The sequence below is a fragment of the Caulobacter sp. GW821-FHT11E11 genome (assembly GCF_058808315.1).
Genome location: NZ_JBXARO010000003.1, coordinates 578,607 through 602,151, shown reverse-complemented (window position 1 = coordinate 602,151; position 23,545 = coordinate 578,607). Strand labels below are relative to the sequence as shown.

The window sequence follows — 23,545 nt, the reverse complement described above, 5'->3', positions numbered from 1 at the left end:
CACGAATGGGGTTAGGCCCCCTCCTGCCCAGTCCGTCGCCTACCGAGCCACGCCGCCACGTTCAGCGCGTAGCGGTGCGTGTCCGCTAGAGCCTGGGGCTCACGGATCATGCCGTCGCCCGGGCGCTCGGAGACGAAGCTCGGGCATCCCCGCGACAGATCCCAATTGTAGTCGGCGAAGTGGTGGAAGGTGCTCTGCAGGATCGCGGGGCCGCCCTCGTCGCCGCGCTCGAAGGCCACGGCGAGATTGAAGTTCCGGTCCGTGGCCAGGCTCCTGCCCATCGCGACGACACGCGCCTTCGCGCCATCGGGGACGATCACCGCGCCCTCGTGCGGATGGGCGGGCAGGTAGCGCAGAACGCCGGTGGGAGACGACGGGGAGAAGAGGATCGGGTGCGTCGGCTCCACCACCTGGATGACCTGATAGTCGCCGTTGGCCCCCGACCGGTAGTTCGGCCAGGAGATGGCCTGCGTCTCCTCGTCGTCACGGATATGGCGGCTTTGGTCGGGCTCGAGGTTCTTGCTGTGGAAGCGATGCGCCAGGCCAACGCCGCCCAGCGTGCAGACGGACGAGCCCAGATCCATATGGTCCCGCGCGACCATCAGGGCGCCGCCGCCGGCGCGGAACCGGGAAATCGCCTCGCAATCCTCGGTCGTAAGGCCATTGCCGACATCGACCGCGAACAGCCAGAGCTGATCGAAGTCGCTGTCATCCAGCCTGGAGAGAACGGGATCGGGAACGCCTATCGGCCCCCGATCCCGCGCCTCCACCGCGTATAGCGGCCGCCCTTCGCCGTCGACCGCGCCGACCAGCAGATCGCGCAACAGGCCAAAGCGCGCGATGGACCAGTCGTCCGACACGGTGGGTATCGTGGTCTGCAGCAGAATGCGCGTGGGAAGGACGTTCATGGCGATCTCCAATTCAGCGGCCCGAGGCGGCGTCTTCGATCAGCGTCGTGACCGCATCGGGATGGGAGACCATCAAGGCGTGGGACGCCCCTTCGACCGCGACGGTCTTTCGCGCGCCCGCCCGCTCGGCCATGAACCGCTGGGTCTGCGCCGGGATGTTGCGATCTGCCGAGCCGTAGATCACGTAGGACGGCAGGCGTTTCCATGACGGCGCGGAGGCCATGTCGGACAGGGCTCGCCCCGTCACCGGCCGCTGGGTTGCGGCCATCAGCGCCGCCGTGGCGGCGGGCACATCGGCGGCGAACTGATCGCGGAACTTGGCGGGCTGGATGTAGAAGTCCTCGTCCCCGTCGGGCAGGGTCACCGGCGCGAGCGCCGTGGCCAGCGTGCCGCCCGGGAACTTTCCGGAGAGGAAAAGGGCCGACTCGCCCGCCTCGGGCAGGAAGCCGGCGACATAGACCAGCGCCTGAACGTTGGTGGCGTCATTGGCGGCTTCGGTGATCACCTCGCCGCCGTAGGAATGGCCGACCAGGATGACCGGACCGGGGATCGACTTGACGAGGGCCGACACCGTCTGGGCGTCCGAGCCTAGGGCGCGCAGGGCGTTGGCCGCGGCCACCACCCGATAGCCGTCCCGGGTCAGCCGCGTCACCACCCCGTTCCAGCCGGAGGAGTCGGCGAAGGCGCCGTGCACGAGCACGATCGTCGGCTTTTCGCGGGGCGGCGCGGCCTGGGCCGCCGCCGGGTTCGCCAGGCTCAGCGCGGCGGCCAGGGACAGCGCGGTCAGGGAAAGGCCGGAAAGGATCTTGCGCATGAGTGTCTCCGTGGCGGCCAGGAGCGGCCTGTGCGCCAAGACTGCGGACCCGCCCGCCCCGCGCCTACCTCGCGGAAGGGTCTGGCTGACCTCGTCGAAGGTCTAGGCCAGCCCCTCCCGGGGCGGGGGCCCGCGAGGTGCTAGAGCAGGCTCATGCCGCCATCGACCTTGAGGTTGACGCCGGTGACGAAGCTGCTGGCGTCGGAGGCCAGGAAGAGCGCCGCGCGCGCCAGCTCCTCCGGTCGACCCAGGCGGCCCAGCGGGATGCCGCTGGCCACCGCGCTTTCGAAGGCCCCGCGCTCCGACGCCGGAATGCCCAGCTTGTCGAGGATGGCGGTGTCGGTCGGGCCGGGGCTCAGGAGGTTCACGCGGATGCCGCGCGCCTTGAACTCCAGCGCCCAGCTGCGCGCGAAGGCGCCCAGGGCCGCCTTCGACCCGGCATAGACCGCGTGGCCGTCCAGCACCTTGTCGCTGGCGATCGAGCTGGTCAGGATGATCGCGCCGTTGTCGCGCAGCAGCGGCGCGATCGTCTGGACGCCGAAGAACACCGCCCGCGCGTTGGTCGCGAACTGGGCGTCGTACTCGGCTTCCGAAACCCGCGACGAGGGCGTGATCGTGTTGACGCCGGCATTGGCCATGTAGATGTCCACGCCGCCGAAGCGCGTCCGCGCCAGCTCGGCCACGGCGTCCTGGTGCGCCGGGTCGGCGACGTCGCCGGCCAGGCCGACGGCTCGGGCCCCGATCTCGGCGACCGCTGCGTCGACGACGTCCGCGCGGCGTCCGGTGATAATGACCGACGCGCCCTCCCGCACGAACAGCTTGGCCGTCTCCAGGCCGATGCCGCTGTTGCCGCCGGTGATCACCGCGACCTTGTTGATGAGAGTATCCATGGGGCTACGGGCTCCGAAGACGTGTTGATGAAGCCCTCCAGATAGCCTTGACGAAAATTCAAATAAGTCGGCGCATTGGCACATCACTCATTCCATTACGGAACAGATGACCGACCTCCTCGACAACGCCGCAGGGCTGACGGCCTTCATCAACACGGTCGAGACCGGCTCCTTTAGCGCCGCCGCGCGCCTGGCGGGCACGACCCCGTCGTCGGTGTCCAAGAGCGTGGCCCGACTGGAGCGGCGACTGGGCGTGGTCCTGTTCACGCGCTCGACCCGCACGCTGAACCTGACCCTGGAGGGCGCGGCCTATTTCGAGCGCGTCATGCCGCTGCTGCGGGCCCTCGGCGAGGCCCAGGACGTCGTCCAGAGCGCCGCCGTCGCCCAAGGTCGGCTTCGGGTTTCCTTGCCGACAGACCTCGGTCGCCTGCTCATGGATCCCCTGACGCGGATCTTCCTGAAGCGACACCCGCGGATCCATCTGGAACTGCACATGACCGACCGTCGTGTCGACCTGATCCGCGAAGGCTACGACCTGGCCTTGAGGGCCGGCGCGGTGGACGACAGCGCCCTGACCGTGCGCGCGCTGGGCCTGGCGCCGCTGGTCCTGGTCGCTTCTCCGGACCACCTGGACCAGCATGGCCGGCCCGAAACGCTCGAGGCGCTCGGCGCCGCGCGCCACGTTCGTTATCGCCTGGACGGCAGGCCCTTCCCGATCACCTTCGCAAGCGGCGCGATGCTGTCGCCGGAGGGCGCTCTCGATTGCGATTCCGGCTTCGCCCTGAGAGCCGCGGCGATCAATGGCGTGGGGATCGCCCAGTTGCTGCGCTGGACCGTGGACGAAGACCTGCGGGCCGGCCGGCTGGAGGTCGTCATGCCCGACGCGCCCCTCCCAACGGTGCCGCTGCAGATCCTCCACGCCTTCGGGCGCCTTCAGCCCCTTCGCGCACGCCTCTTCGCCGACTTCGTGGCCGAACAAGCGGAGGCTCTGGCGCGGGCGTCCAGCGATCTCGCCCTAGACCTTGGTCCAGCCTGAACCAGACCTTTGCCGCGCTGGCCGCTCGCCCTCCGTACAGTTTCGACGCGCGGCCAAGTCCCCTAGCCCTGGAGAGGAACCATTTCCTCAAGCCAGGCGCGATCGACATGACCCCTCCCCCGTCCAATCAGACCTTCGAGATCACGCGCGAGCCCATGCGCGTCCGTGCGCTGTTCGAGGGCCACGACATCGCCGACAGCGATGACGTGGTCGTCGTGCGCGAGGCGGGCCGGCCTCCCGTGCGGTACTTCCCGCGCAAGGACGTGTTCATGGCGTTCCTGCACCAGACCGACAAGGTCACCCGCAACGCCGACAAGGGCGACGCGCGGCACTTCACGATCTATCGGGACCAGCACATCGTCGACAACGTGGCCTGGTCGTACGAGACGCCCAACGCGCCTTTCGCCGACATCGCCGGGCGCATCGCCTTCCGGGCCGAGCACGTCGAATTCCAGGTCGACGGACAGTCCGCGGCCGAGACCGGTATCGATGACGAGGGCGTCGTCGTCGAGGGATAGGCGCACCGAGCGCCTTGCGCTGACTACACCTAAGTACAGTTCCGTTTAGGCCGACCGACTTTCTAATAACGCCGTCGCAGCCGTGTTAATCGGACGCGACAGGGATGATGAACGCAGGATTTTTTCCGATTTCATCCTGCGGCCAACGAAGTGGCAGGCGAGCATCCTACCTGTCCGGCTCAACCCCGCACGACGCCGCGGCGCGCCCCTGCGCCGCTGGCGTCGTGCACCCCGGCCAAACGTCGGTGATGACCTATACGGTGGGATAGCCCGCCCTGGCCCTCGCAGCCAATCGACCCATCCCCGCCCCCAGCCCTAGCCTGCCGATCCTGGATTTTGGATCACGCCGAGGGCGACACACATGAAGATCGTTGTGGTGGGCGGCAGCGGCCGTATCGGCGGCAGGCTCGTCTATAATCTTCGTCAGGACGACTATCGCGTCCTGGAGGCCTCGCCGTCCTTCGGCGTCGACACCCTGACGGAAGTCGGACTGGCGCGCGCGCTGGAAGGCGCGACGGCGGTCGTCGACGTCACCCAGTCGCCGTCGCTGGAGGGGTCGGACGCCAAGGCATTCTTCCAGACCTCGGGCCGCAATCTGCTCGCCGCGGCGCGCGCGGCGGGGGTCGGACACCACCTGGTCCTGTCGATCGTCGGCGTCGATCGCCTGCAGTCCAGCGGCTACTTCCAGGCCAAGAAGATCCAGGAAGACCTGGTCAAGGCTTCCGGGCTTCCCTTCACGATCCTGCGGTCGACGCAGTTCTTCGAGTTCATCACCGGTGTCGTCCAGGACGGCACGACGCGTGACGTGGTCATCTCGCCAGCGCCCGTCCAGCCGATCGCCGCAGACGACGTCGCCGAGACCCTGGCCGACCTCGTCCTGGGCGCGCCCCTGAACGACACCGTCGAGGTCGCTGGACCCGAGCGCCAGCGCCTGGACGATCTGGCGAGCCAGGTGCTCACCGCCTACGAGGACCCCCGCCGGGTGACCGCCGACATCCACGCCCGCTATTTCGGCGCCGAGCTGGACGAGCGGTCCCTGCTGCCGGGCGACCGCCCACGCATCGCCCCGACCCGCTTCTCGGACTGGCTGCGCCAGAGCCTGCAGGCGCCGTCCGCCGCTACTCGTCACGCAAACCGGAAGGGCTGATCCCATGAAAATCGTTGTCACAGGCGGCGCGGGGGTCGTTGGATCCAAGGTCGTCGAGATCCTCACGCGCCTGGGCCATCAAGTCACGTCCGCGTCGCGCAGGACGGGCGTCGACGTCATCACCGGCCAGGGGCTGGAAGAGGCCTTCGTCGGCGCCGACGCCGTCATCGACGTCGTCAATCCGTCGACCTATGACGAGGCGACGGCCCTGCGGTTCTTCGAGACCTCCAGCCGCAACATCCTGGCTGCCGCGGCCGCCACCGAAGTGCGCCACTATGTGGCCCTGTCGATCGTCGGCTCCGAGCGCCTGCCGGACAGCGGCTACTTCCGCGCCAAGCTTGCGCAGGAGGCCCAGATCAAGGCGGCCAGCGTGCCCTACACGATCGTCCGCTCCACCCAGTTCTTCGAGTTCCTGGACGCCGTCGTTGAGGACGGCGCGCGGGGTGACGAGATCCGCCTGCCGCCGGCGCGGGTCCAGTTCATCGCCGCCCACGACGCCGCGGCGGCCCTGGCCGACATCGCCGATCGCGCGCCGGCCAACGACACCCTCGAGGTGGCCGGTCCCGACCCGTTCCGGCTGGACGATCTGGCCCGTCTGTATCTCGCGGCGCGCGGCGACGCCCGGCGCGTCACGGCCGATCCGGACGCGCGCTACTTCGGCGCCCGGCTCGACGACCAGACCCTGATCGCGGGCGCTGTCCCGCGGTTCGGACACACCGAGTTCGACAGCTGGCTGCGGACGCGGACCGGCCGCTAGACGCGCCGCTCTCCTCCCTTCCCGCAAGGATCATCGCCATGACCGACGCCCCGCCTGCCACCGAGGGCCAACTGCGGACACTGTTCCCGGGCCTTCCCCAATCGCCCCTGATCAGCCGGGCCTTCCACCATGCCCGCGATCGCAGTCCCGCCTTCCTGTTCAACCACGCCGCCCGCTCGTGGATGTTCGCCGCGCGGCTCGCGGCGCTGGAGGGCGTGGCGCATGACGCCGAGGTCCTGGCCGTCTCGACCCTGCTGCACGACCTGGGCCTGACCGAGCATGTCTCGGGACCCAACCGCTTCGAGGTCGAGGGCGCCGGCGCCGCCAGGGCCTTCGTGCGCGAACAGGGCTTCGACGACCACCGCGCCCAGCTGGTCTGGGACAGCATCGCCCTGCACGGCACGCCTTCGATCGCCATGTTCAAGGAGCCGGAAGTGGCGCTCTGCGCGCGCGGTGTCGGCGCCGACTTCGGGACGCCGGACAACGACCTTCTGGGCGCCCCGACCATGACCCTGGCCATCGCCGCCGCGCCCCGGCTGGACATGAAGCGCCAGTTCACCGCCTGCGTCTGCCACATCGCCCGGACCAGGCCCGAGACCACCTACGCCAACTTCATCCGCGATTTCGGCGAACGGCTGGTGCCTGGCTACAAGGCTCCGTCCTGGGTCGACGTGATCGCGGACGGCCCCTTCGCCGAATAGGCGCGGGCGGCCGCTGGGCCTCCCGCGCCGTCGGGACCGCTAGTCGGCGGCCATGGACTCGTTGAGCCAGGCCTCGAAGGTGGTCTCGCCCAGGATCGGATCGGCGCCAGGCGTCAGCGAACGCTCTTCCAGGCGCGCGCCGAAATAGAGCGCCTCGGGGTCGGCGACGACGTCGCGGGGATCCTGCTGGGCGTCCAGGTACTGCTCGGCGAAGACGTCCAGGCGGAAGCTTTCGGGTCCAGCCACTTCGATCGTGCCATTGACCGGCGCGCCCACCACCACGCGGGCGAGAACGGCGGCGACGTCGTCGGCCGCGATCGGTTGGATCTGGACCGGTGGCAGGCGGATGGCTTCGCCCACGGCCGCGGAATGGACGATGCCGCCGACGAACTGGAAGAACTGGGTCGACCGCAGGATCGTGTAGGGCGTCGAGGAGGCCTTGATCAGGGCCTCCTGCGCCAGCTTGGCACGGAAATAGCCGCTGGCCTGCAGGCGTTCGGTCCCCACCACCGACAGGGCGATGTGGTGCTTGACGCCGGCCATCTGCTCGGCGGCCAGGAGATTGCGCCCCGCCGTCTGAAAGAACGCCATGGCCGCGTCATCCTCGAACGACGGCGAGTTGGCGACGTCGACCACGACGTCGGCGCCGGCCAGCGCCTGGGCCAGGCCTTCGCCGGTCAGGGTGTTGACCCCGGTGTTGGGCGCGGCGGCGATCGCCTCATGGCCCATGCGGGTCAGGTTGGCGACGGTCTTCGACCCGATGAGGCCAGTTCCACCGATGACGACGATCTTCATTGCAGGTCTCCTTGAGGGTTGACGGAGAGCCTTGGGGCGCAACGCCTGGGGCAAGTCCTCGGACCTCTCCGACGGTTCGAACAAGGGAGGTATCGCGCGCCTCTTGGCGCATGGAACGCTATCCATACCGCCACGTCCGGCGGCCAAACCTAACCCCGGCCTGGACCTGGGCGCGGGCGTGGCGAGGCCGGACTATCCCGAGGACAGGGGCGGCCTATCGGAAGGGCGTAGCCGCATCCACCGGCCGGACGATGGCCGGCGCCCCCGCCGGCCCGGCAAGGTCGGATCACTTCAACTTCACCGAAGGATCCCACATGACCCCGCGCTTCGCCCCGTTCAAAATCGTCCCGGATCTCACCACCGCCCTGATCGCGGTCGAGAAGGCCCTGGGCGCCACCAGCATCGAGCACAGCCTCGCCGAGCTGGTGAAGATCCGCGCCTCGCAGATCAACGGCTGCGCCTTCTGCGTCCACATGCACGTCACCGACGCCAAGGCGCACGGCGAGACCGACATGCGCCTGTTCTTGCTGGACACCTGGCGCGAGTCCCCGCTGTTCACCGACCGCGAGCGCGCAGCCCTGGCCTGGACCGAATCCCTGACTCGGATCGCCAAGACCGGCGCGTCGGACGCCGACTACGCGCTGGTCCAGAGCCAGTTCAACGAGGTCGAGATCGCGACCCTGTCGGTGATGATCGGCCAGATCAACACCTGGAACCGCCTGCAGGTGGCCGCTCGCGCCGTTCACCCCGTCCAGCCCGCCGTCGCGGCCGCCTAACCCCCCAGCCCGCCGAAGCGACCCCGCCTCGCTTCGGCCGCGCGGAGACGGCGCGCCGATCCCTCCCCCCGAAGGCGCGACGCCGCTCCGCTGCGCCCCGGCTCGTCACCACGAGCCGGGGCGTGACCCTTTTCGCCTCATCTTTCGCAGGGAACCGCCATGCTGAAGTCTTTCCTCATCGGTCTCGCCGTGGTGCTGGGCCTCGCCGCCCTCGCCAACGGAGCCTTCATGTTGGCCTCGCCCGAGGGCTGGTATTTCGCCGTGCCTGGCGTGACGACGACCGGGGCGTACAACCAGCACTTCATCCGCGACATCGGCATCGTCTTCCTGTTCATCGGCGCCGGCTTCCTGACCGGGGCGTGCAAGCCTCGCTTGCGGCTGTTCACCTGGGCGGCGCCGACGATCTGGCTTTCCGCCCACGCGCTGTTCCATTTCTGGGAGGTGGCCGTCGGCATCTGCTCGGCCTCGGCCATCGGCCGCGACTTCCCCGCCGTGACCCTGCCCGCCCTGCTGGGCTGGGGACTGACGATCTGGGCGTTCCAGCAGAGGGGGATCGACGGCGCGTCCTAGCTCCCTTCTCACGACCCCGGCCAGTTCCGCCGCGCTCCATGGGGCGCGGCGGTTTTGCGTTCCGGGCGGCGCCGTTCCAGCGCGCGGCACGCCTAACCCCCGCACGACCTATACCGCCGCATAGGGTCGCCAAACCTACGCCCATCCCGCTCAGACCAAGGGACGGATGGGGCTGCCGCTCGCCGCCCTCTAGCGTCTGGTCATCAACAGCGCCTCCGCGGAGACAACCCCATGCCCCTCTATTCGGCGACCTCCATGCCAACGGATCGGCCACGCGACGACGCCGCGGCCTCCACGGTCGATCAGCTGCTGCGGACCTTCGCGGATCTCGGCGCCCATCCGGCCGAAGGCGAGCCCGATCCGAGCGCGGACCGCCGTCGCCCCCTGCCCCCGGGCGCCCAGCTCCCCCTCTGGCGCGCGAGAAAGATCGAACGTTTCATCGCGGAGAATCTGGACCGGACGCTGAGCCTGGAGACCCTGGCCTCTCAGGTCCAGCTCAGCTGCAACCACTTCGCGCGAGCCTGCAAGAACACTACGGGCCTAACGCCGCGCCAACTGGTGCTGCGCCACCGGATCGAGCGCGCTCAAGCGCTGCTGCGCGACACGGCCACGCCGCTCGGCGAGATCGCGCTGATCTGCGGCTTCGCCGACCAGGCCCACTTCTCGCGGACCTTTCGCCAGGAGCTCGAGGCGACCCCGTCCGACTGGCGCCGCCGCAACCGCGCCGCCTCCAACTGAAGGGACATCCCATGACCCCGTCGAACCAGAACGCTTCGCGCCGCCTCGTCGTCGCGAGCCTGGGCCTGACTGCCGCGACCGTGGCGGCCGGCCTTCCCTCGCCCGGATCCGCCCGGGCCAAGACCCCCTCCCCGCAGACCACGTCAGGAACCAGCACCATGGGCAGCAGCTTCGTCACCACCAAGGATGGCGTCCAGATCTTCTACAAGGACTGGGGGCCCAAGACCGCCCAGCCGATCGTGTTCCACCACGGCTGGCCGCTGACGGCGGACGACTGGGACAACCAGATGCTGTTCTTCCTGGCCCAGGGATATCGCGTGATCGCCCATGACCGTCGCGGTCACGGGCGCTCGACCCAGACCGACACCGGCAACGAGATGGACACCTACGCCGCCGACCTGTCCGCGGTGACCGACCATCTGGGCCTGAAGAACGCCATCCACGTCGGCCATTCGACGGGCGGCGGCGAGGCTGCCCGCTACGTGGCGCGATACGGCGGCGCCGGTCGCGTGGCCAAGCTGGTGCTGATCGGCGCGGTGCCGCCGATCATGGTCAAGACGGCGGGCAATCCGGGCGGCTTGCCGGTCGAGGTGTTCGACGGCCTGCGCGACGCCCTGGCCGCCAACCGCGGCGAGTTCTATCGCGACCTGGCCGGCGGCCCGTTCTACGGCTTCAACCGCCCCGGCGCGAAGGTCCGCCCGGTGGTGGTCGACAACTGGTGGCGGCAGGCCATGATGGGCGGCGCCAAGGCGCAATACGACTGCATCGCCGCCTTCTCGGCGACCGACTTCACCAACGACCTCAAGACGATCGATGCGCCGGTGCTGCTGATGCACGGCGACGACGACCAGATCGTCCCGATCGCCGATGCGGCCCTGCTGGGGATCAAGCTGCTGAAGAAGGGCTCGCTGAAGGTCTACAAGGGCCTGCCGCATGGCATGGCCACGACCCATCCCGAGATCATCAATCCGGACCTGCTGGCCTTCTTCAAGGGCTGACGCGACCTGGGCCGGGAAGCGCCTCTCCGAGGAGGCGCTTCCTTCGCTCCGGAGCTCTCGGCAACCGGACCGCACGAGGAATTGCGATGAATCGCGGGTCAGCGCATGGTGAAGCCGCCTTGCAGGTGCGTCGCCTGAGGCGCGACAGGGAGAACCTGCCCATCAGCCTCCTCGATCCAGAGACCGACCAAGTCCTGGCGGGCCAAGCCGTATCCCTGCGAAACGCGCTTGCGCGCTATTTCCAGCGGCGGGTGCGAGACGCCAGCGAGGTGGACGATCTGGTGCAGGAGGTCTTCCTGCGTATCGTGCGACGCGGCGACGCCGGCGAGCTCGAGAAGCTGGAGGGCTACGTCTTCAAGACGGCCTCCAGCGTGCTGATGGATCGGGCCCGACGTCGCAAGGTCCGCCAGGCCGACCGTCACGTTCCCTTCGAGCCAGAGGTCCATGCCGGCGAAGCGCCCGGCCCCGAACGGACGCTGATCGGGCTGGAAACCCTGGAGGCCATCGGCGTGGCGCTGCTCGAACTGCCGGAGCGAACGCGCCGGGTGTTCGTCCTGCGCCGGATAGAAGGCCTTTCCGCCCCCGAGATCGCCCGACGGCTGGGGGTCTCGCCCGGCGCGGTGGACAAGCACATGCTCAAAGCGGTTCGCCACATCCTGGCGCGAACGAGGGACGAACGATGAGCCATCCCTTTGCCCAGGCGGACCAGGCCACCGCTCCCGAAGACGCCGCCGCCCTGTGGCTGCTTCGCCGTGACGCCGGCCAGGACGTCGAACGCGATCCCCAGTTCATCGCCTGGCGCGACGGCGCGCCCGACAATGCGCGAGCCTGGGCGCACGCGGCCTCGATTTGGCAGACCACGGGCAGCGCCCCCAGCGATGATCCGCTGTTCGCGGCTCTGCGGCGCGACGCCCTCCAGGCGCGGCCCGATCGTCGTCCCCTCGTCGCCACACTAGCCGCGATGGCGGCGGCCGTAGTCGTCGCGGTCGGACTGGCTTGGCTCCCCCTGTCGTCGCGCATCACACCCACGCCAACGCAGCCCGGTCCCCCGACCAACGCGGCGCCGACCTTCGCCGTCGCCGCCGCCGAGACCCCGAACAGTTTCGCGCTGCCGGACGGCAGCCGCGTCACGCTGAACGCCAACTCCGCGATCGCCGTCGACTATCGAGCAGGTAGCCGCGCTGTGCGTCTGCTGCGCGGACAGGCCTATTTCAGCGTCGTCCACGACACGCAGCGCCCCTTCACCGTGGCGGCGCGGACGCGGACGATCACCGACCTGGGCACCGAGTTCGACGTGCGGCTGGATGATCAGGCCATGACGGTCACCCTCGCCAAGGGCGCTGTCGCCGTATCGGCCGTTCGCGGCCGGGACGACATCAAGCTCTCGACGCCCGGCCAGCAACTCGTCTCGGCGCCGGGCCAGGCCGACGCGGTCACGCGCGTGGACCTGACAGGGGCCCTGTCCTGGCGGACCCGGCTTCTCGAGTTCTCCGAAACGCCCCTGGCCGCCGCCGTCGCCGAGGTCAACCGCTACGGTGGCCCCTCCGCCAAGGTCGTCGACCCGGCCGCGGCCGTGCTGCCGGTCAGCGGCCAGTACCGCGCGGGCGATCCTACCCGCTTCGCCCAGTCGCTGGCCGAAGTCTACCGGGTGCGGGTGCGGACTCGCGACGACGGCGGCGCCGACATAGCCTCCCGCTAGCGGAAGCAACGGGCCACGAGAGGCCTTCTCAAGAAAAATCTCGGCGCTTGGTATGAGGTCGGCGAAAGGCTGCGTTCTTGGTGGCAGGAGGGCCTTCAAATGCCAGCACTGCTCAAGATCGACGCCTATCGCACCCGATCGGTCCCGGTCGCGGCGGACCCGTTCCCGTCGCGCGCCGACGCCCCGCTGAACGACACGGGCAGCGCTCCGGTCGTCCTGGTGGTCGACGACGACGACGAGGTCAGGGCGTCGCTCTGCGAACTCCTGGAGTCGGTCGGCATCGCCGCAGTCGGCTTCGGGGCGGCCAACCGGCTTCTCGAGACCGACCTGCTCGACGCGCCTGGCTGCCTGATCCTCGATGTGCGCATGCCCGGCCTCAGCGGCCTGGCGTTCCAGGAACAGCTGATCGCGCGCGGCGACAGCAAGCCGATCATCTTCCTCACCGGCCACGGCGACATCCCGATGACCGCCAAGGCCATGAAGGCGGGCGCCACGGACTTTCTCACCAAGCCCGTGCGCGATCAGACCTTGCTCGACGCCGTCGCCCTGGCCCTCGCGGCGGACGTCCGGCAGCGGGCCGAAAACCTCTCCAGGCGTCACGCGCTCGAGCTCTACGCCACGCTGACGCCGCGCGAACGACAGGTCCTGGAAGCGGTCGCCCAGGGCCGTCTCAACAAGTGCATCGCCTTCGATCTCGGGATCAGCGAGGTGACGGTCAAGCTCCATCGCAGCAGCGTCATGCGGAAGATGGGCGCCCGGTCGGTCGCCGATCTGGTCCGCGCCTGGCAGTCGCTGCCGGCCGACGCCCAGCGGGAAGTCGGCCATGAGCCGGCTTGACCTCTCGGCGCCGTACGCCCTGCTGACGCTGGACGGACAGGCCCCGGATCGCGTCATCGACGCCAATCCGCGCGCGGCCGCGCTGTTCGGAAGCGACAATCCCGACGCGCTACTGGGTCCGGCAGACCACCTGTTCGCGGCGACGCCGGAGGCGCCCAGTCGGATCGCCGCCGCGCGTCTGGCCGGGCGCGGAGAGCACGTCGAGGACATCACCATCCGCCGGTTCGACGGCGCCGCGCTCGACGTGCTGATGCACGTGACGTTCCCGTCGTCCACGAAACCGTCCGGATCGATCCTGGTGCTGATGATCGACGTCACGGACCGATTGCGCGGCGACGCCCTGATGGCGTCCATCGCCCATGAAATCCGGCAGCCGCTTTCGGCCATCGCCACCAATGCCGACGCCTCCGTGCGATGGCTCGACCGCGCCACGCCGCGCGTGGACAAGGTCCTCCCGCTGCTGGCTCGCATCAGCGCCAACGCCCGCCGGGCCAGCGATCTCCTGCAAAGCCATCGCAGAGCCGGAGACGGTCGCAAGGCGCACGGCGCGCTGGACGTCAACGCCGTGGTCGCCGAGACCTGCGAGCTGGTTCGACACGACGCTGGGGACCGCCGGATCGGCATTGACCTTGCCTTGGTCGACGCCCCGCCCCTCGTGCGCGGCGACCGGATCCAGCTGCAGCAGGTCGTCTTCAACCTGCTCCTGAACGCCGTGCAGGCGATCGATCAATCGGCGGTCCGACGCCGCCGGGTGAGCGTCAGCACCGCGATCGGCGGCGACGGAGTCCGCCTTTCGGTGAAGGACACCGGTCCCGGCGTGCCGCCCCAGCACCTCGATCGGATCTTCACGCGCGCCTTTACGACCAAGCCCGACGGCATGGGCCTGGGCCTGGCCATCTGTCGTACGATCGTCGAGGCCCACCACGGCTCGATCCGCGCCTCGAACGCCCCCGGCGGCGGCGCCCGCTTCGACGTCGTCCTGCCCGCCGCGTCCCGGCCTTAGAACCGCGCGGTCAGCGAAGCCGTGATCCACCGTCGGCGCGGGTCGCCATAGGCGCTGAAGCCCAGATTGGTCGGCGTGGCCACGATCGGCGGACTTCGATCGAAGAGGTTCTGGACCGACAGGCGAGCCTCCAGCGACCGCAGCGGGTCCAGCCCAAACGGCGCGATGAACCGCCGGCGCAGGCTGAGGTCGACATAGAGCTGCGCGGGCACGCGCTCGGCGCCCTGGTCGCGGATGAGCTCGGAATTGCCGACCGAAGCGGGGTCGGCGGCGGCCACCCTGTAACTGGCGTAGTATTGCGCGTTGAGGTCGATGGTCAGGGGACCGCGCGCCCACTCCACCCCGCCGTTGCCACGCCATTCCAGGGGCCCGTCCACGTAGCCGACCTTGTCGATCGTCGGCGCGCCAGGGGCCCCACGCTTGGCGAACGTCGGCTCCCAGGTGAACGCGCCATAGACGCGCAGATCGCCGATGCGCAGTGGCGGCGCTCGCCAGTCGACCTGGACATCCACGGTCTCGACCTCCGTGCGGCCGGCGTTGATCAGCGTCATGTCGAGCGCCGTCACCCGGCCGACGACAAGGCCATCCGCCTTGTCCGCCTCCGTGACCGGGGCGCGGATGACCCGCTCGGGGTACCGCGCTTCGGCCGCCAGCAGCTCGGCCGGGCCCAGCAGGAAGCGCGCCGGCTCACGCGAGACCGTGGTCCGGGCGTAGTCGATGGAGAGACGGGGTCCGCCACGGCCATCGGGATTCAGCACCGCGCCGACCGAGAAGCTGGTGGCTTCCGCGGAACCGATACGGGTCGAGCCCCCCTGGAGGATCTTCCAGGTCCCTTCGCTTCCGAGCGCCCGGCCAGACCTGCGCGGATCTAGCACTGCCTCGGCGCCGGGCAGCCTGAAACCGCTGATGCCCGCGAAGTCCGCCAGCGTCGGCGGTCGCTCGCCGGTCGCCAGACTTGCCCGCAACATGAGCCGAGGGGTCGGCAGGAGGCGCGCGCCGGCCGTGAACATCGTGGTGGTGTGGCGGACCGAGAAACGGCCCTGGCTACTGCCCAACGAAATGATCTGCAGGTCACCGTCGTGGACCAAACGGTCGTGCCGCACGGCGAGCTGCGCTTCCAGGCCGCGCAGCAGGAGATTGCTGGCGTCGGCCGCGCCCAGCGGCGCCCGAAGCTCGACATAGCCGGAGCGAACGCGTTGGCTCCGGGCAGGCAGGTCAAGCGACCGTCCGTAAAGCTCGGTCTTGGAGGTGGCGACGCGATCTTCACGGTCCTCGAAGAGCACCGTAGCTGTAAGCGGCCCGGACGGGAGCTTCAGCAGAGGTCCGGACAGGCGTATCGACGCGTCGAGCAGGCGGCCGTCGAGATACAGCCTCTCCTCGGTGGGCATCGAATAGGCTGGCAGCGCCGCGACCAGGGCCGCCCAGTCTCCAAACGGCGCCACGGGCGGTTCGCCATTGGGACCCGGCTTCGCAGTGCCGACCGCTATCAGGAGCCCGGCGTTCGCGCGCCTAGCCTTGCTACGGTACAGGCTCCGCCCGACCGTGTAGTCGGCCGACGCCTTCCAGCCGCTCGGTAGCGCGACGATCGTCCCGGCGCTCCAGCGGCTGGTCGCGATCGCATACGAGGTTTCGTCACCCAACGCGCCCATCGGGAAGCTGAGGGCGATAGCCTGGGCGAAGGGATTGCCCGGCGCGTCGGCCGACAGCAGGAAGGTGCTGTCGAACTCGGTGCCGGCCCATCGCCCGGTATTCCTCAGATAGAAACCGTCGAGATAGACCTCGGCGCTCGCCCCCAACCGGCGGCGGATGTTGACCAGGCCCGACGTGATGTGGCCCGCCGTCGCGATGTAGCCGCGCTTGCCCGAGAGGTCGTCGGCCAGGTCCGCCGGGATCTTGCCGGCGTTGGCCACGAGCAGCGCGTTGGCGTTGGCGCTGGTCCCGCTGAAGCCCAGGGGCAGGAAGGTGAAGGTCCCGCCCAGCGCCGCGCCGCCGCGATCCGGGTCGAGGGTCAGGTTCCCTTCGAGACTGGCGACCGAGACCCCGTCTCGAACGGGAAGGGAGACGGCGTAAGCCGTGGGATTGTTGGCGAAACGCAGGCGACCGGCGCTGTCGACATAGTTCCTGCGCCCCGTCTCGAGCGGCGCGGCCTCGCCATGGGAGACGAAAAGCATGACGTCGGTGTCGCCATGGTCGGGCGTGAAGCCTAGCCGCCCTTCCATGCGAAATTGCCGAGAGTCGCCACGCTCGCTTCCGCCCGCATGGGCCGTCAATTCCAAGCCCCGATAGTCTCGCCGCAGCACGATATTGACGACGCCCCCGATGGCGCCGGGACCGTGAATGCCGCCCGCCGTGTTGGTGAGCACCTCGACCCGCTCCACCGCGCCCGGCGGAATGCCGTTGATGTCGGCCTGGTTGAAGTCGCCGCCCGATGACGGCACGAAGGGCATCCGCCGGCCGTCCACGAGGACCAGCGTCGACGTCTCGCCAAAGCCTCGAAGGTTGATCGCCGACCGACTTTCGCCGCCGCCCAGGGCCAGGGAGCCCGCCTGGGTGTTGGCCGGCTCGCGGACGCGAAGGAACTCGTCGATCGTCGCGCGGGCGGCCGTATCGATCTCGGCCTGACCGAAGACCTTGTAGGGCTGGATGTCGTTCTCGGTCCGGCGGATGTCGGCGTTCTGCGTGCGGCGTCCGACCACCAGCAGCTCGGCCACCGCGCCGTCGTCGCGCCCCTCGCCCCTTTCGACGGGCCGCAGCGTGGGAAGCGCGAAGAGCACGATGACGCCGCCCGACGTTCTGCGGTAGCCGACGCCACTGCCCGCCAGCAGTTGGGAGAGCGCCGCCTCGCCGGACAATCGGCCACGAACGGGACGCGCCGCCAGCCCCCGCACCAGACCACGATCGAAAAGCAATTCGATCCCCGTCTGCCGCGCCAGGTCGGCGAGCGCCGAAGGCATGTCTCTCGCGCGGATGTCCAAGGACACGGTCGGCCCGACCGCCGCCGTCGCTCCGGTCGCGAGGCAGGACGCCAACAGCAACGGAAGGACGAGACTTCGCAAGGAACAGTCCTCAAAATTATGGTGAGCGCCCTCGCTAGCAGAGACCTCTTCTGTTGTCGTCCCGACTGATGCGGCGATCGTGGAGAAGGGATCAACTGCCGGGTGAACAGACCCAGTATGAGGGTGCTGTTGGCTCTCCAGCTCCGTATTGGAAACAGCACGCCCGCTCCGCGGACGTAGCGGCTCAATGCGTGTTTCCACCCCCTGCCAAGGGCCGGCCCCGATCGTCCGCTGACGGATCGCCCGCGCCGTTCGTCGCAAACATTTCACATAAAACCGGGCCTCAAAACTGTCCCCGGCGGGCGCTCATCGCCCTCTCCCCGGCCGACGATCGCGGGGAAGCCTCCCCGCCGCGTCAACAGACCCAAAGGGATCGGGGCCATGAAAAAAGCCATCAAGTTCAACCTTCTGACCACGACGGCGCTGTCCGTCGCGCTGCTGGGCGCGGCCCAGGCGCATGCGGCCGAAACGCCTGCCGCCCCCGTGGCGCCGGCCGCCGAGCCGGCCGCGGACGAGATCGAGGCGATCGTCGTCACCGGCTTCCGCGACAGCCTGCTGCACGCCCGCGACCTGAAGCGTAAGGCCACCGGCGCCGTCGACGTGATCGTCTCCGAGGACATCGCCGCCTTCCCCGACCTGAACCTGGCGGAATCTCTGCAGCGCGTCCCCGGCGTGACCATCTCGCGCGACAGCGGCGAAGGCCGTCAGATCACGCTGCGGGGCCTGGGTCCGGACTTCACCCGCACCCAGCTGAACGGCATGGAAGTGCTGGGCAACACCGCCTCGGGCATGGACAACCGCGGCGGCGTCAGCCGTTCGCGCGCCTTCGACTTCAGCCTGTTCGCCTCGGAACTGTTCAACCGCGTGACGGTGCAGAAGTCCTACGCCTCGGAACAGGACGAAGGCGGCATCGGCGGCACCGTGCAGCTGGCGACGGCCAAGCCGTTCGACTATGCGGGCTTCAAGGCCGTGCTGTCGGCCAAGGGCCAGCACAACAGCAACGCCGGCGACAAGATCACGCCGCGCGTGGTCGGCCTGATCTCGAACCGCTGGGGTAATTTCGGCGCCCTGGCCTCGGTCGCCTACGGTGAGAACGACTCCAACGAGTTCGGTTATCGCAGCTTCAACTGGGGTCCGATCCGCGGCAACGCCGGCAATATCGGCTCGGGCGTCAGCGCCGCCGACGCCGCCAAGCTGACGGCCGCCACCGCGACCATCTTCGCCCCCCAGGCCAACACCTATTCGACCTGGTTCGACCACCGCAAGCGCCTGGGCGCGACGGTGGCCCTGCAATACCAGGGCGACAAGCTGAAGCTGGACTTCGACGGCCTGTACAGTCAGCTGGAAAACAGCCGCCAGAACTTCTCCCTGGCCACCTCGGGCATCAACAGCCTGACCGGCAACATCACCGGGACGCAGGTGATGCAAAGCGCCGTGATCCAGGGCAACACCCTGATGGCCGCCAACTATACCGGCGTCGACATCCGCAGCGAGTTCAATCGCGAGGAAGACAAGACCAAGTTCTACCAGCTGGGTCTGAGCGGCTCGTACCAGGCCACCGACAAGCTGCTGCTGTCGGGTCTGATCGGCTACTCGAAGTCGGACTACGCCCTGCCGGTCTTCGACAAGGTGTTCCTGGAATCCAAGAACTACACCTTCAGCTTCGACGACCGTCCCAGCATGCCGGTCAACACCTACGGCCCCGGCCTGACCGATCCGGCCAAGTGGGACCTGATGCGGATGGACACCCAGGAGAACAAGATCTCCTCGGAATACTCCAACGCCAAGTTCGACGTGGCCTTCGCCGCCAACGAGATCTCCACCCTGAAGGGCGGCGTCTCGTTCAAGAAGTTCCAGAACTACGGCGCGCAGTGGGGCGACAAGCAGTTCCGCAACGTCCCGGCCAACACCAAGATCCCCGACAATCTGAAGATGGTCGTGCCGTTCAAGTCGCTGGGCGCCTACATCGTCGGCGACGTCGATCCGGTCTACGCCCTGATCGGCCAGACGCGTGACCTGGAAGCCCAGGGCGCCAAGTTCGCCACCCCCGGCACCGCCTTCACGGTGACCGAGGAGACCAAGGCGGCCTATCTGCAATACGACCTGAACACCGAGATCCTGGGTAAGGGCGTCCGCGCCAACGCCGGCGTCCGCTACTACTCGACCGACCTGAGCTCGGACGGCACGCTGAACACCGGGACCAGCCTCCAGCCGGTGTCGATCAAGCACAAGTACAACGGCTGGCTGCCCGCCCTGAACGTGGCCGTCGACGTCAACGAAGGCCTGGTCGCCCGCTTCAGCGCCAACCGCGACATCAGCCGCCCAGCCCTGGGCGACCTGGCCGCCGCCGGCTCGCTGACCACCGCCCCGTTCGGCGGCACGATCAGCACCGGCAACCCAAACCTGACCCCGTTCACTTCGGACTCGATCGAAGGCTCGCTGGAGTTTTACGACGGCAAGGTCGGCGCGTTCACGATCGGCGTCTTCTACAAGAAGCTGAAGTCGTTCATCACGTCGCAGACCAGCATCATGCCCTACTCGCAGACGGGCTTCCCGCTGTCGTTCCTGCTGCCGGGCCAGGACGGCTCGATCATGTACAATGTCAGCCGTCCGGTGAACGGCCCCGGCGCCGACATCCAGGGCCTGGAAGCCTCGTTCCAGCGTGATTTCACCTTCCTGCCCGCGCCGTTCAACCACCTGGGCGTCGTGGCCAACGGCACTTATGCCGACGGCTCCTCGCCGGTGATCATCAGCGGCCAGTCGGTGACCCTGCCGCTGATGCAGCTGTCGAAGTACTCGGCCAACGCCACGATCTACTACGAGACCGATACCTGGGGCATGCGCCTGTCGACCGCCTATCGCGACAAGTACCTGACCGGCGCCGGCGGCAACGGCAACATCGGCGACGGCTACAAGTCGACCAACAACGTCGACTTCGCCGCTCACTATAACGTCCTGCCGAGCCTGAAGCTGACCCTGGAAGGCATCAACCTGACCAACCAGCACAGCATCCAGTTCACCGACATCGCCGCCAAGCGGACCACGGTGAACGTCAGCAGCGGTCGCACCATCCTGATCGGCGCGACCTACGAGTTCTAACCCCTCCTTCGTCCCCTGAACTTGGGGCCGTCGTCCTTCCGGGACGGCGGCCTTCTTTTTGCGTTGCCCTCTTTCGTTGCCGTGGGGCCACGCCCGGGCGGTCCAATCACTCCGTCCACAGAACCTTCAAATTACTGACATGCGCCGTTTGTAGGGGTTCGCCCAGGCGCCGGAAGCTTTGCTGGTCGCCGTTGTGAGGACCCTGATGGCGGCACGGCGCGCCTGGCTGTCGCGTTCGGGTTCGGTGTTGGCCGGCGCGATGCTGGCCTTGACCGCCGCCACGCCCGCGCGGGCCGAGGCGCCGCGACGCTTCGCCATCGAGGGCGGCGACCTGTCCCGCGCCCTGAACAGCTTCTCGCGCCAGGCCGACGTGCCGGTCATGACCCTGGCCGACATCCGCCACCGCACCAGCCGCGGCGTGCGCGGCGTGCTGACGCCCAGCCAGGCGCTGAACCGCCTGATCGACGGCCAGAACCTGCACGCCGTGGCGGCCGGCGGCGGCTATGTTCTGCGCGAGGCCGCCCCCGCCCCGCCGCCGCCCGTGTCCGCGCCGCGCCATGCCCCGCCGCCCGAGATCTCGACCCAGGTCGACGCCGTCGTCGTCACCGGCTTTCGCGAGACCATGCTGCACGCCCGCGACCTGAAGCGCCGCGTCGCCGGCGACCAGGAGGTGATCCTGGCCGAGGACATCGCCGCCTTCCCGGACCTAAACCTGGCCGAGTCCCTGCAGCGCGTGCCCGGCATGACCATCTCGCGCGACACCGGTGAGGGTCGCCAGATCGCCCTGCGGGGCCTGGGCCCCGACTTCACCCGCGCCCAGCTGAACGGCATGGAGGTCTCGGCCTCGACCGCCTCGGGCATGGACAATCGCGGCTCGGTCAGTCGCACCCGGGCCTTCGACTATTCGATCTTCGCCAGTGAGCTCTTCAACAAGGTCACGGTTTGGAAGTCGTACGCCGCCGACCAGGACGAGGGCGGCATCGGCGGCACGGTCGAGCTGCGCACGGCCAAGCCGTTCGACTATTCCGGCGACAAGTTGGCCTTTTCGGCCAAGGCCCTGACCAACAGCGCCACGGGCGCGGTCAGTCCGCGCTTCGCCGCCCTGGCCTCCAAGCGCTGGGGCGATGTCGGGGCGCTGGTCTCGGTGGCTTACAGCGAGAACGACGCCAACGAATACGGCTATCGCAACTGGGGCTGGACGCCGGTGACCTTCGGCGCGGCCAATATCGGGCCGGGCGTCGATCCCGTCGTGGCCAGCCGCCTGATCAACGGAACCGGCGCCAATCGCGTCATCATGCCGGTGGCGCAGAGCTACTCGACCTGGTTCGACCACCGCGCGCGCCTCGGCGTCACCCTGGCCCTCCAATACGAGCCCGGCGACCGCCTGAAGCTGGGCGCCGACCTGCTGTACGGGCGCCTTTCCAACGACCGCGACGAGTTCTCGCTGGCCAGCGCCGGCGACAATCCGCTGACCGGCGACGTTAAGGGAACCCAGCGCCTGCGGGCCGCGCAGATCCGGGGCAACAGCCTCGTCTATGCCGACTACTCCGGCGGCGTGGACCTGCGCAGCGAGCACAAGCGCTCGGAGGACTCCACGGTCTTCCTGCAAGGCGCGCTCAGTGGCGAGTGGCAGACAACCGACCGCCTGCGCCTGCGTGGCATGGCCGGCTGGTCGAAGTCCGACTTCGAAGGGCCGGTCTTCGACAAGATCTTCCTGCAGGCCAGCAACAAGGCTTTCAGGTACGACCTGCGCGGGGCCGACGCGGCGGCCAGCAACACCTACGGCTTCGATTCGGCCGACCCGGCCCATTGGAACCTGATGCGCGCCGACACCCGCGAGGATCAGGTCGTCAACCAGTTTACCACCGGTCGGCTGGACTTCGACTACCAGGCCGCGCCGACGCTCACGATCGAGGGCGGCGTCCAGTACAAAGCCTTCCGCAACGACGGCTATACGCGGCGCGCCCGCACCGACTATCCGACCGGCGGCCCCGCGCCCCAGGCGGTCAAAGAGCTGATCTTCGAGAAGTCCCTGCGGCCCTACGTCGTCGGCGACATCGAAGCGACCTTCGCGCGCCTCAACGTACCCCGCGACCTCAGCGCGGCCGACGACATGCCCGGTTCGGACTATTCGATCATCGAGAAGACCTGGGCCGCCTATCTGATGGCGCGCGCCAACGGCGTCGTGGGCGACAGGAGCTGGCGCGGGGACATGGGCCTGCGCTGGTACGCCACCGACCTGACCTCGGCCGGCATGGTCAACACCGGGACCAGGCTGGAGCCGGCGGTGCTGCACAGCGTCTATGACGGCGTGCTGCCGGCCTTCAACCTGGCGGTCGACCTGTCGCCCTCGGTGGTCGCAAGGGTCTCGGCCAACCGCAACATCAGCCGCCCCAGCCTCTCGGACCTGCGCGCGGCCGGCAATGTCAATTCCGCGCCGTTCGGCGGCACGATCTCGGCCGGCAATCCCAACCTGCGCCCGTTCCTGGCCGACGCCCTAGAGGGCGCGCTGGAGGCCTATCAGGGCCGCCAGGGCTATTTCGCGATCAGACTGTTCTACAAGCGGATGGACTCATTCATCACCACGGCGAGCAATTCGGTCACCTACGGCTCGACCGGCTATCCGCTGGAGTTTCTGTCGCCGGGCAATGGCCCCGACACCATCTACGGCTTCGTGCGCCCGGTGAACGGCGACGGCGCCTCGATCCGCGGGGTCGAGCTGGCCGTGCAGCGGGACTTCGACTTCCTGCCCGCCCCATTCGACGGCCTGGGCTTCGTCGGCAACGTCACCCACGCCGCCGGCCGCTCCAACGTGCTGATCGACGACGCCTCGATCATGCTGGACCTGTTCCAGCTGTCGAAATGGACCTCGAACGCCACGCTCTATTACGAGACCAAGCGCTGGGGCGCGCGCGTCTCGTCGGCCTATCGTTCGGGCTATCTGGACGGCGCCGGCGGCAGCGGCTCGATCGGCTCGGGCTACAAGGCCAGCAACAACATCGACTTCGCCGCCCACTACAATACGGACGGCGGCCTGCGCATCGTGGTCGAGGGCGTCAACCTGACCAACGCCCCGATCACCCAGTTCTCCGACCTCACCGAAAAGCGCCTGACCGCCCGCACGGTCAGCGGCCGCACCTTCACCCTCGGCGTGACCTACGAGTTCTGACGCGCCATGCGGAAAAGCATCTTCTCCCTGTCCC

20 protein-coding genes are annotated in these 23,545 nt (G+C 68.7%); 15 read left to right on the top strand and 5 right to left on the bottom strand.

Annotated features, from left to right (window positions below):
• Positions 1-11: 11 nt before the first annotated feature.
• The 3 genes from AC1RR5_RS10040 to AC1RR5_RS10030 form a co-directional block, all read right to left on the bottom strand.
• Positions 12-908: a hypothetical protein gene (locus AC1RR5_RS10040; protein ID WP_492921240.1), complete on the bottom strand. Its 897-nt coding sequence runs from the start codon at positions 906-908 to the stop codon at positions 12-14.
• A 13-nt stretch (positions 909-921) separates the two neighbouring features.
• The gene (locus AC1RR5_RS10035) at positions 922-1,722 is read right to left on the bottom strand and encodes an alpha/beta fold hydrolase (protein WP_492921239.1); all 801 of its coding nucleotides are present in this window, start codon (positions 1,720-1,722) and stop codon (positions 922-924) included.
• 140 nt (positions 1,723-1,862) lie between these two features.
• Positions 1,863-2,612, bottom strand: a complete 750-nt coding sequence (locus tag AC1RR5_RS10030) for an SDR family NAD(P)-dependent oxidoreductase (protein WP_492921237.1) — start codon at positions 2,610-2,612, stop codon at positions 1,863-1,865.
• A gap of 106 nt (positions 2,613-2,718) precedes the next feature.
• On the opposite strand from AC1RR5_RS10030, the gene AC1RR5_RS10025 reads away from it, so the two are divergent.
• The 5 genes from AC1RR5_RS10025 (at position 2,719) to AC1RR5_RS10005 (ending at position 6,771) form a co-directional block, all read left to right on the top strand.
• The gene (locus AC1RR5_RS10025) at positions 2,719-3,648 is read left to right on the top strand and encodes a LysR family transcriptional regulator (protein WP_492921235.1); all 930 of its coding nucleotides are present in this window, start codon (positions 2,719-2,721) and stop codon (positions 3,646-3,648) included.
• A 107-nt stretch (positions 3,649-3,755) separates the two neighbouring features.
• Entirely contained in the window at positions 3,756-4,166 is a 411-nt protein-coding gene (locus tag AC1RR5_RS10020) for a DUF427 domain-containing protein (protein WP_492921233.1), read from the top strand.
• A gap of 361 nt (positions 4,167-4,527) precedes the next feature.
• On the top strand, positions 4,528-5,313 hold the full coding sequence (locus AC1RR5_RS10015) for an SDR family oxidoreductase (RefSeq protein WP_492921231.1): 786 nt from the start codon (positions 4,528-4,530) through the stop codon (positions 5,311-5,313).
• A gap of 4 nt (positions 5,314-5,317) precedes the next feature.
• Positions 5,318-6,070, top strand: coding sequence for an SDR family oxidoreductase (locus tag AC1RR5_RS10010; protein WP_492921229.1), 753 nt, complete (start codon positions 5,318-5,320; stop codon positions 6,068-6,070).
• Between the two features lie 38 nt (positions 6,071-6,108).
• Complete coding sequence (locus tag AC1RR5_RS10005; RefSeq protein WP_492921227.1) at positions 6,109-6,771, top strand: HD domain-containing protein; 663 nt, start codon at positions 6,109-6,111, stop codon at positions 6,769-6,771.
• Positions 6,772-6,810: 39 nt separating this feature from the next.
• Here the strand turns inward: AC1RR5_RS10005 and AC1RR5_RS10000 are convergent, their stop codons facing one another.
• A complete protein-coding gene (locus tag AC1RR5_RS10000; RefSeq protein WP_492921225.1) occupies positions 6,811-7,566 on the bottom strand; it encodes an SDR family oxidoreductase in 756 nt (251 codons plus the stop codon).
• Between the two features lie 314 nt (positions 7,567-7,880).
• Here AC1RR5_RS10000 and AC1RR5_RS09995 point away from each other — a divergent pair, with 314 nt between their 5' ends.
• The 8 genes from AC1RR5_RS09995 (at position 7,881) to AC1RR5_RS09960 (ending at position 14,187) form a co-directional block, all read left to right on the top strand.
• A complete protein-coding gene (locus tag AC1RR5_RS09995; protein ID WP_492921223.1) occupies positions 7,881-8,342 on the top strand; it encodes a carboxymuconolactone decarboxylase family protein in 462 nt (153 codons plus the stop codon).
• A gap of 159 nt (positions 8,343-8,501) precedes the next feature.
• Entirely contained in the window at positions 8,502-8,912 is a 411-nt protein-coding gene (locus tag AC1RR5_RS09990; protein WP_492921222.1) for a hypothetical protein, read from the top strand.
• A 231-nt stretch (positions 8,913-9,143) separates the two neighbouring features.
• Entirely contained in the window at positions 9,144-9,650 is a 507-nt protein-coding gene (locus AC1RR5_RS09985) for a helix-turn-helix domain-containing protein (RefSeq protein WP_492921220.1), read from the top strand.
• Positions 9,651-9,808: 158 nt separating this feature from the next.
• Entirely contained in the window at positions 9,809-10,648 is an 840-nt protein-coding gene (locus tag AC1RR5_RS09980) for an alpha/beta fold hydrolase (RefSeq protein ID WP_492921340.1), read from the top strand.
• Positions 10,649-10,773: 125 nt separating this feature from the next.
• On the top strand, positions 10,774-11,331 hold the full coding sequence (locus tag AC1RR5_RS09975; RefSeq protein WP_492921339.1) for an RNA polymerase sigma factor: 558 nt from the start codon (positions 10,774-10,776) through the stop codon (positions 11,329-11,331).
• A complete protein-coding gene (locus AC1RR5_RS09970; protein WP_492921218.1) occupies positions 11,328-12,347 on the top strand; it encodes a FecR family protein in 1,020 nt (339 codons plus the stop codon). Before AC1RR5_RS09975 ends, AC1RR5_RS09970 begins: the two co-directional genes overlap by 4 nt.
• A gap of 99 nt (positions 12,348-12,446) precedes the next feature.
• Positions 12,447-13,184 carry a response regulator transcription factor gene (locus AC1RR5_RS09965; RefSeq protein WP_492921216.1) on the top strand — a complete coding sequence of 246 codons (738 nt, stop codon included), beginning with the start codon at positions 12,447-12,449 and terminating at the stop codon, positions 13,182-13,184.
• A complete protein-coding gene (locus AC1RR5_RS09960; RefSeq protein WP_492921214.1) occupies positions 13,171-14,187 on the top strand; it encodes an ATP-binding protein in 1,017 nt (338 codons plus the stop codon). The genes AC1RR5_RS09965 and AC1RR5_RS09960 overlap by 14 nt, the downstream gene beginning before the upstream one ends.
• Here the strand turns inward: AC1RR5_RS09960 and AC1RR5_RS09955 are convergent.
• Positions 14,184-17,141 carry a TonB-dependent receptor gene (locus AC1RR5_RS09955; RefSeq protein WP_492921213.1) on the bottom strand — a complete coding sequence of 986 codons (2,958 nt, stop codon included), beginning with the start codon at positions 17,139-17,141 and terminating at the stop codon, positions 14,184-14,186. The two genes, AC1RR5_RS09960 and AC1RR5_RS09955, sit on opposite strands and share 4 nt — an antisense overlap.
• Before the next feature lie 483 nt (positions 17,142-17,624).
• Here AC1RR5_RS09955 and AC1RR5_RS09950 point away from each other — a divergent pair, with 483 nt between their 5' ends.
• Together AC1RR5_RS09950 and AC1RR5_RS09945 are read left to right on the top strand one after the other, a co-directional pair.
• A complete protein-coding gene (locus tag AC1RR5_RS09950) occupies positions 17,625-20,342 on the top strand; it encodes a TonB-dependent receptor (RefSeq protein ID WP_492921212.1) in 2,718 nt (905 codons plus the stop codon).
• Between the two features lie 205 nt (positions 20,343-20,547).
• Positions 20,548-23,511, top strand: a complete 2,964-nt coding sequence (locus AC1RR5_RS09945; RefSeq protein WP_492921210.1) for a TonB-dependent receptor — start codon at positions 20,548-20,550, stop codon at positions 23,509-23,511.
• The last annotated feature ends 34 nt before the right edge of the window (positions 23,512-23,545 follow it).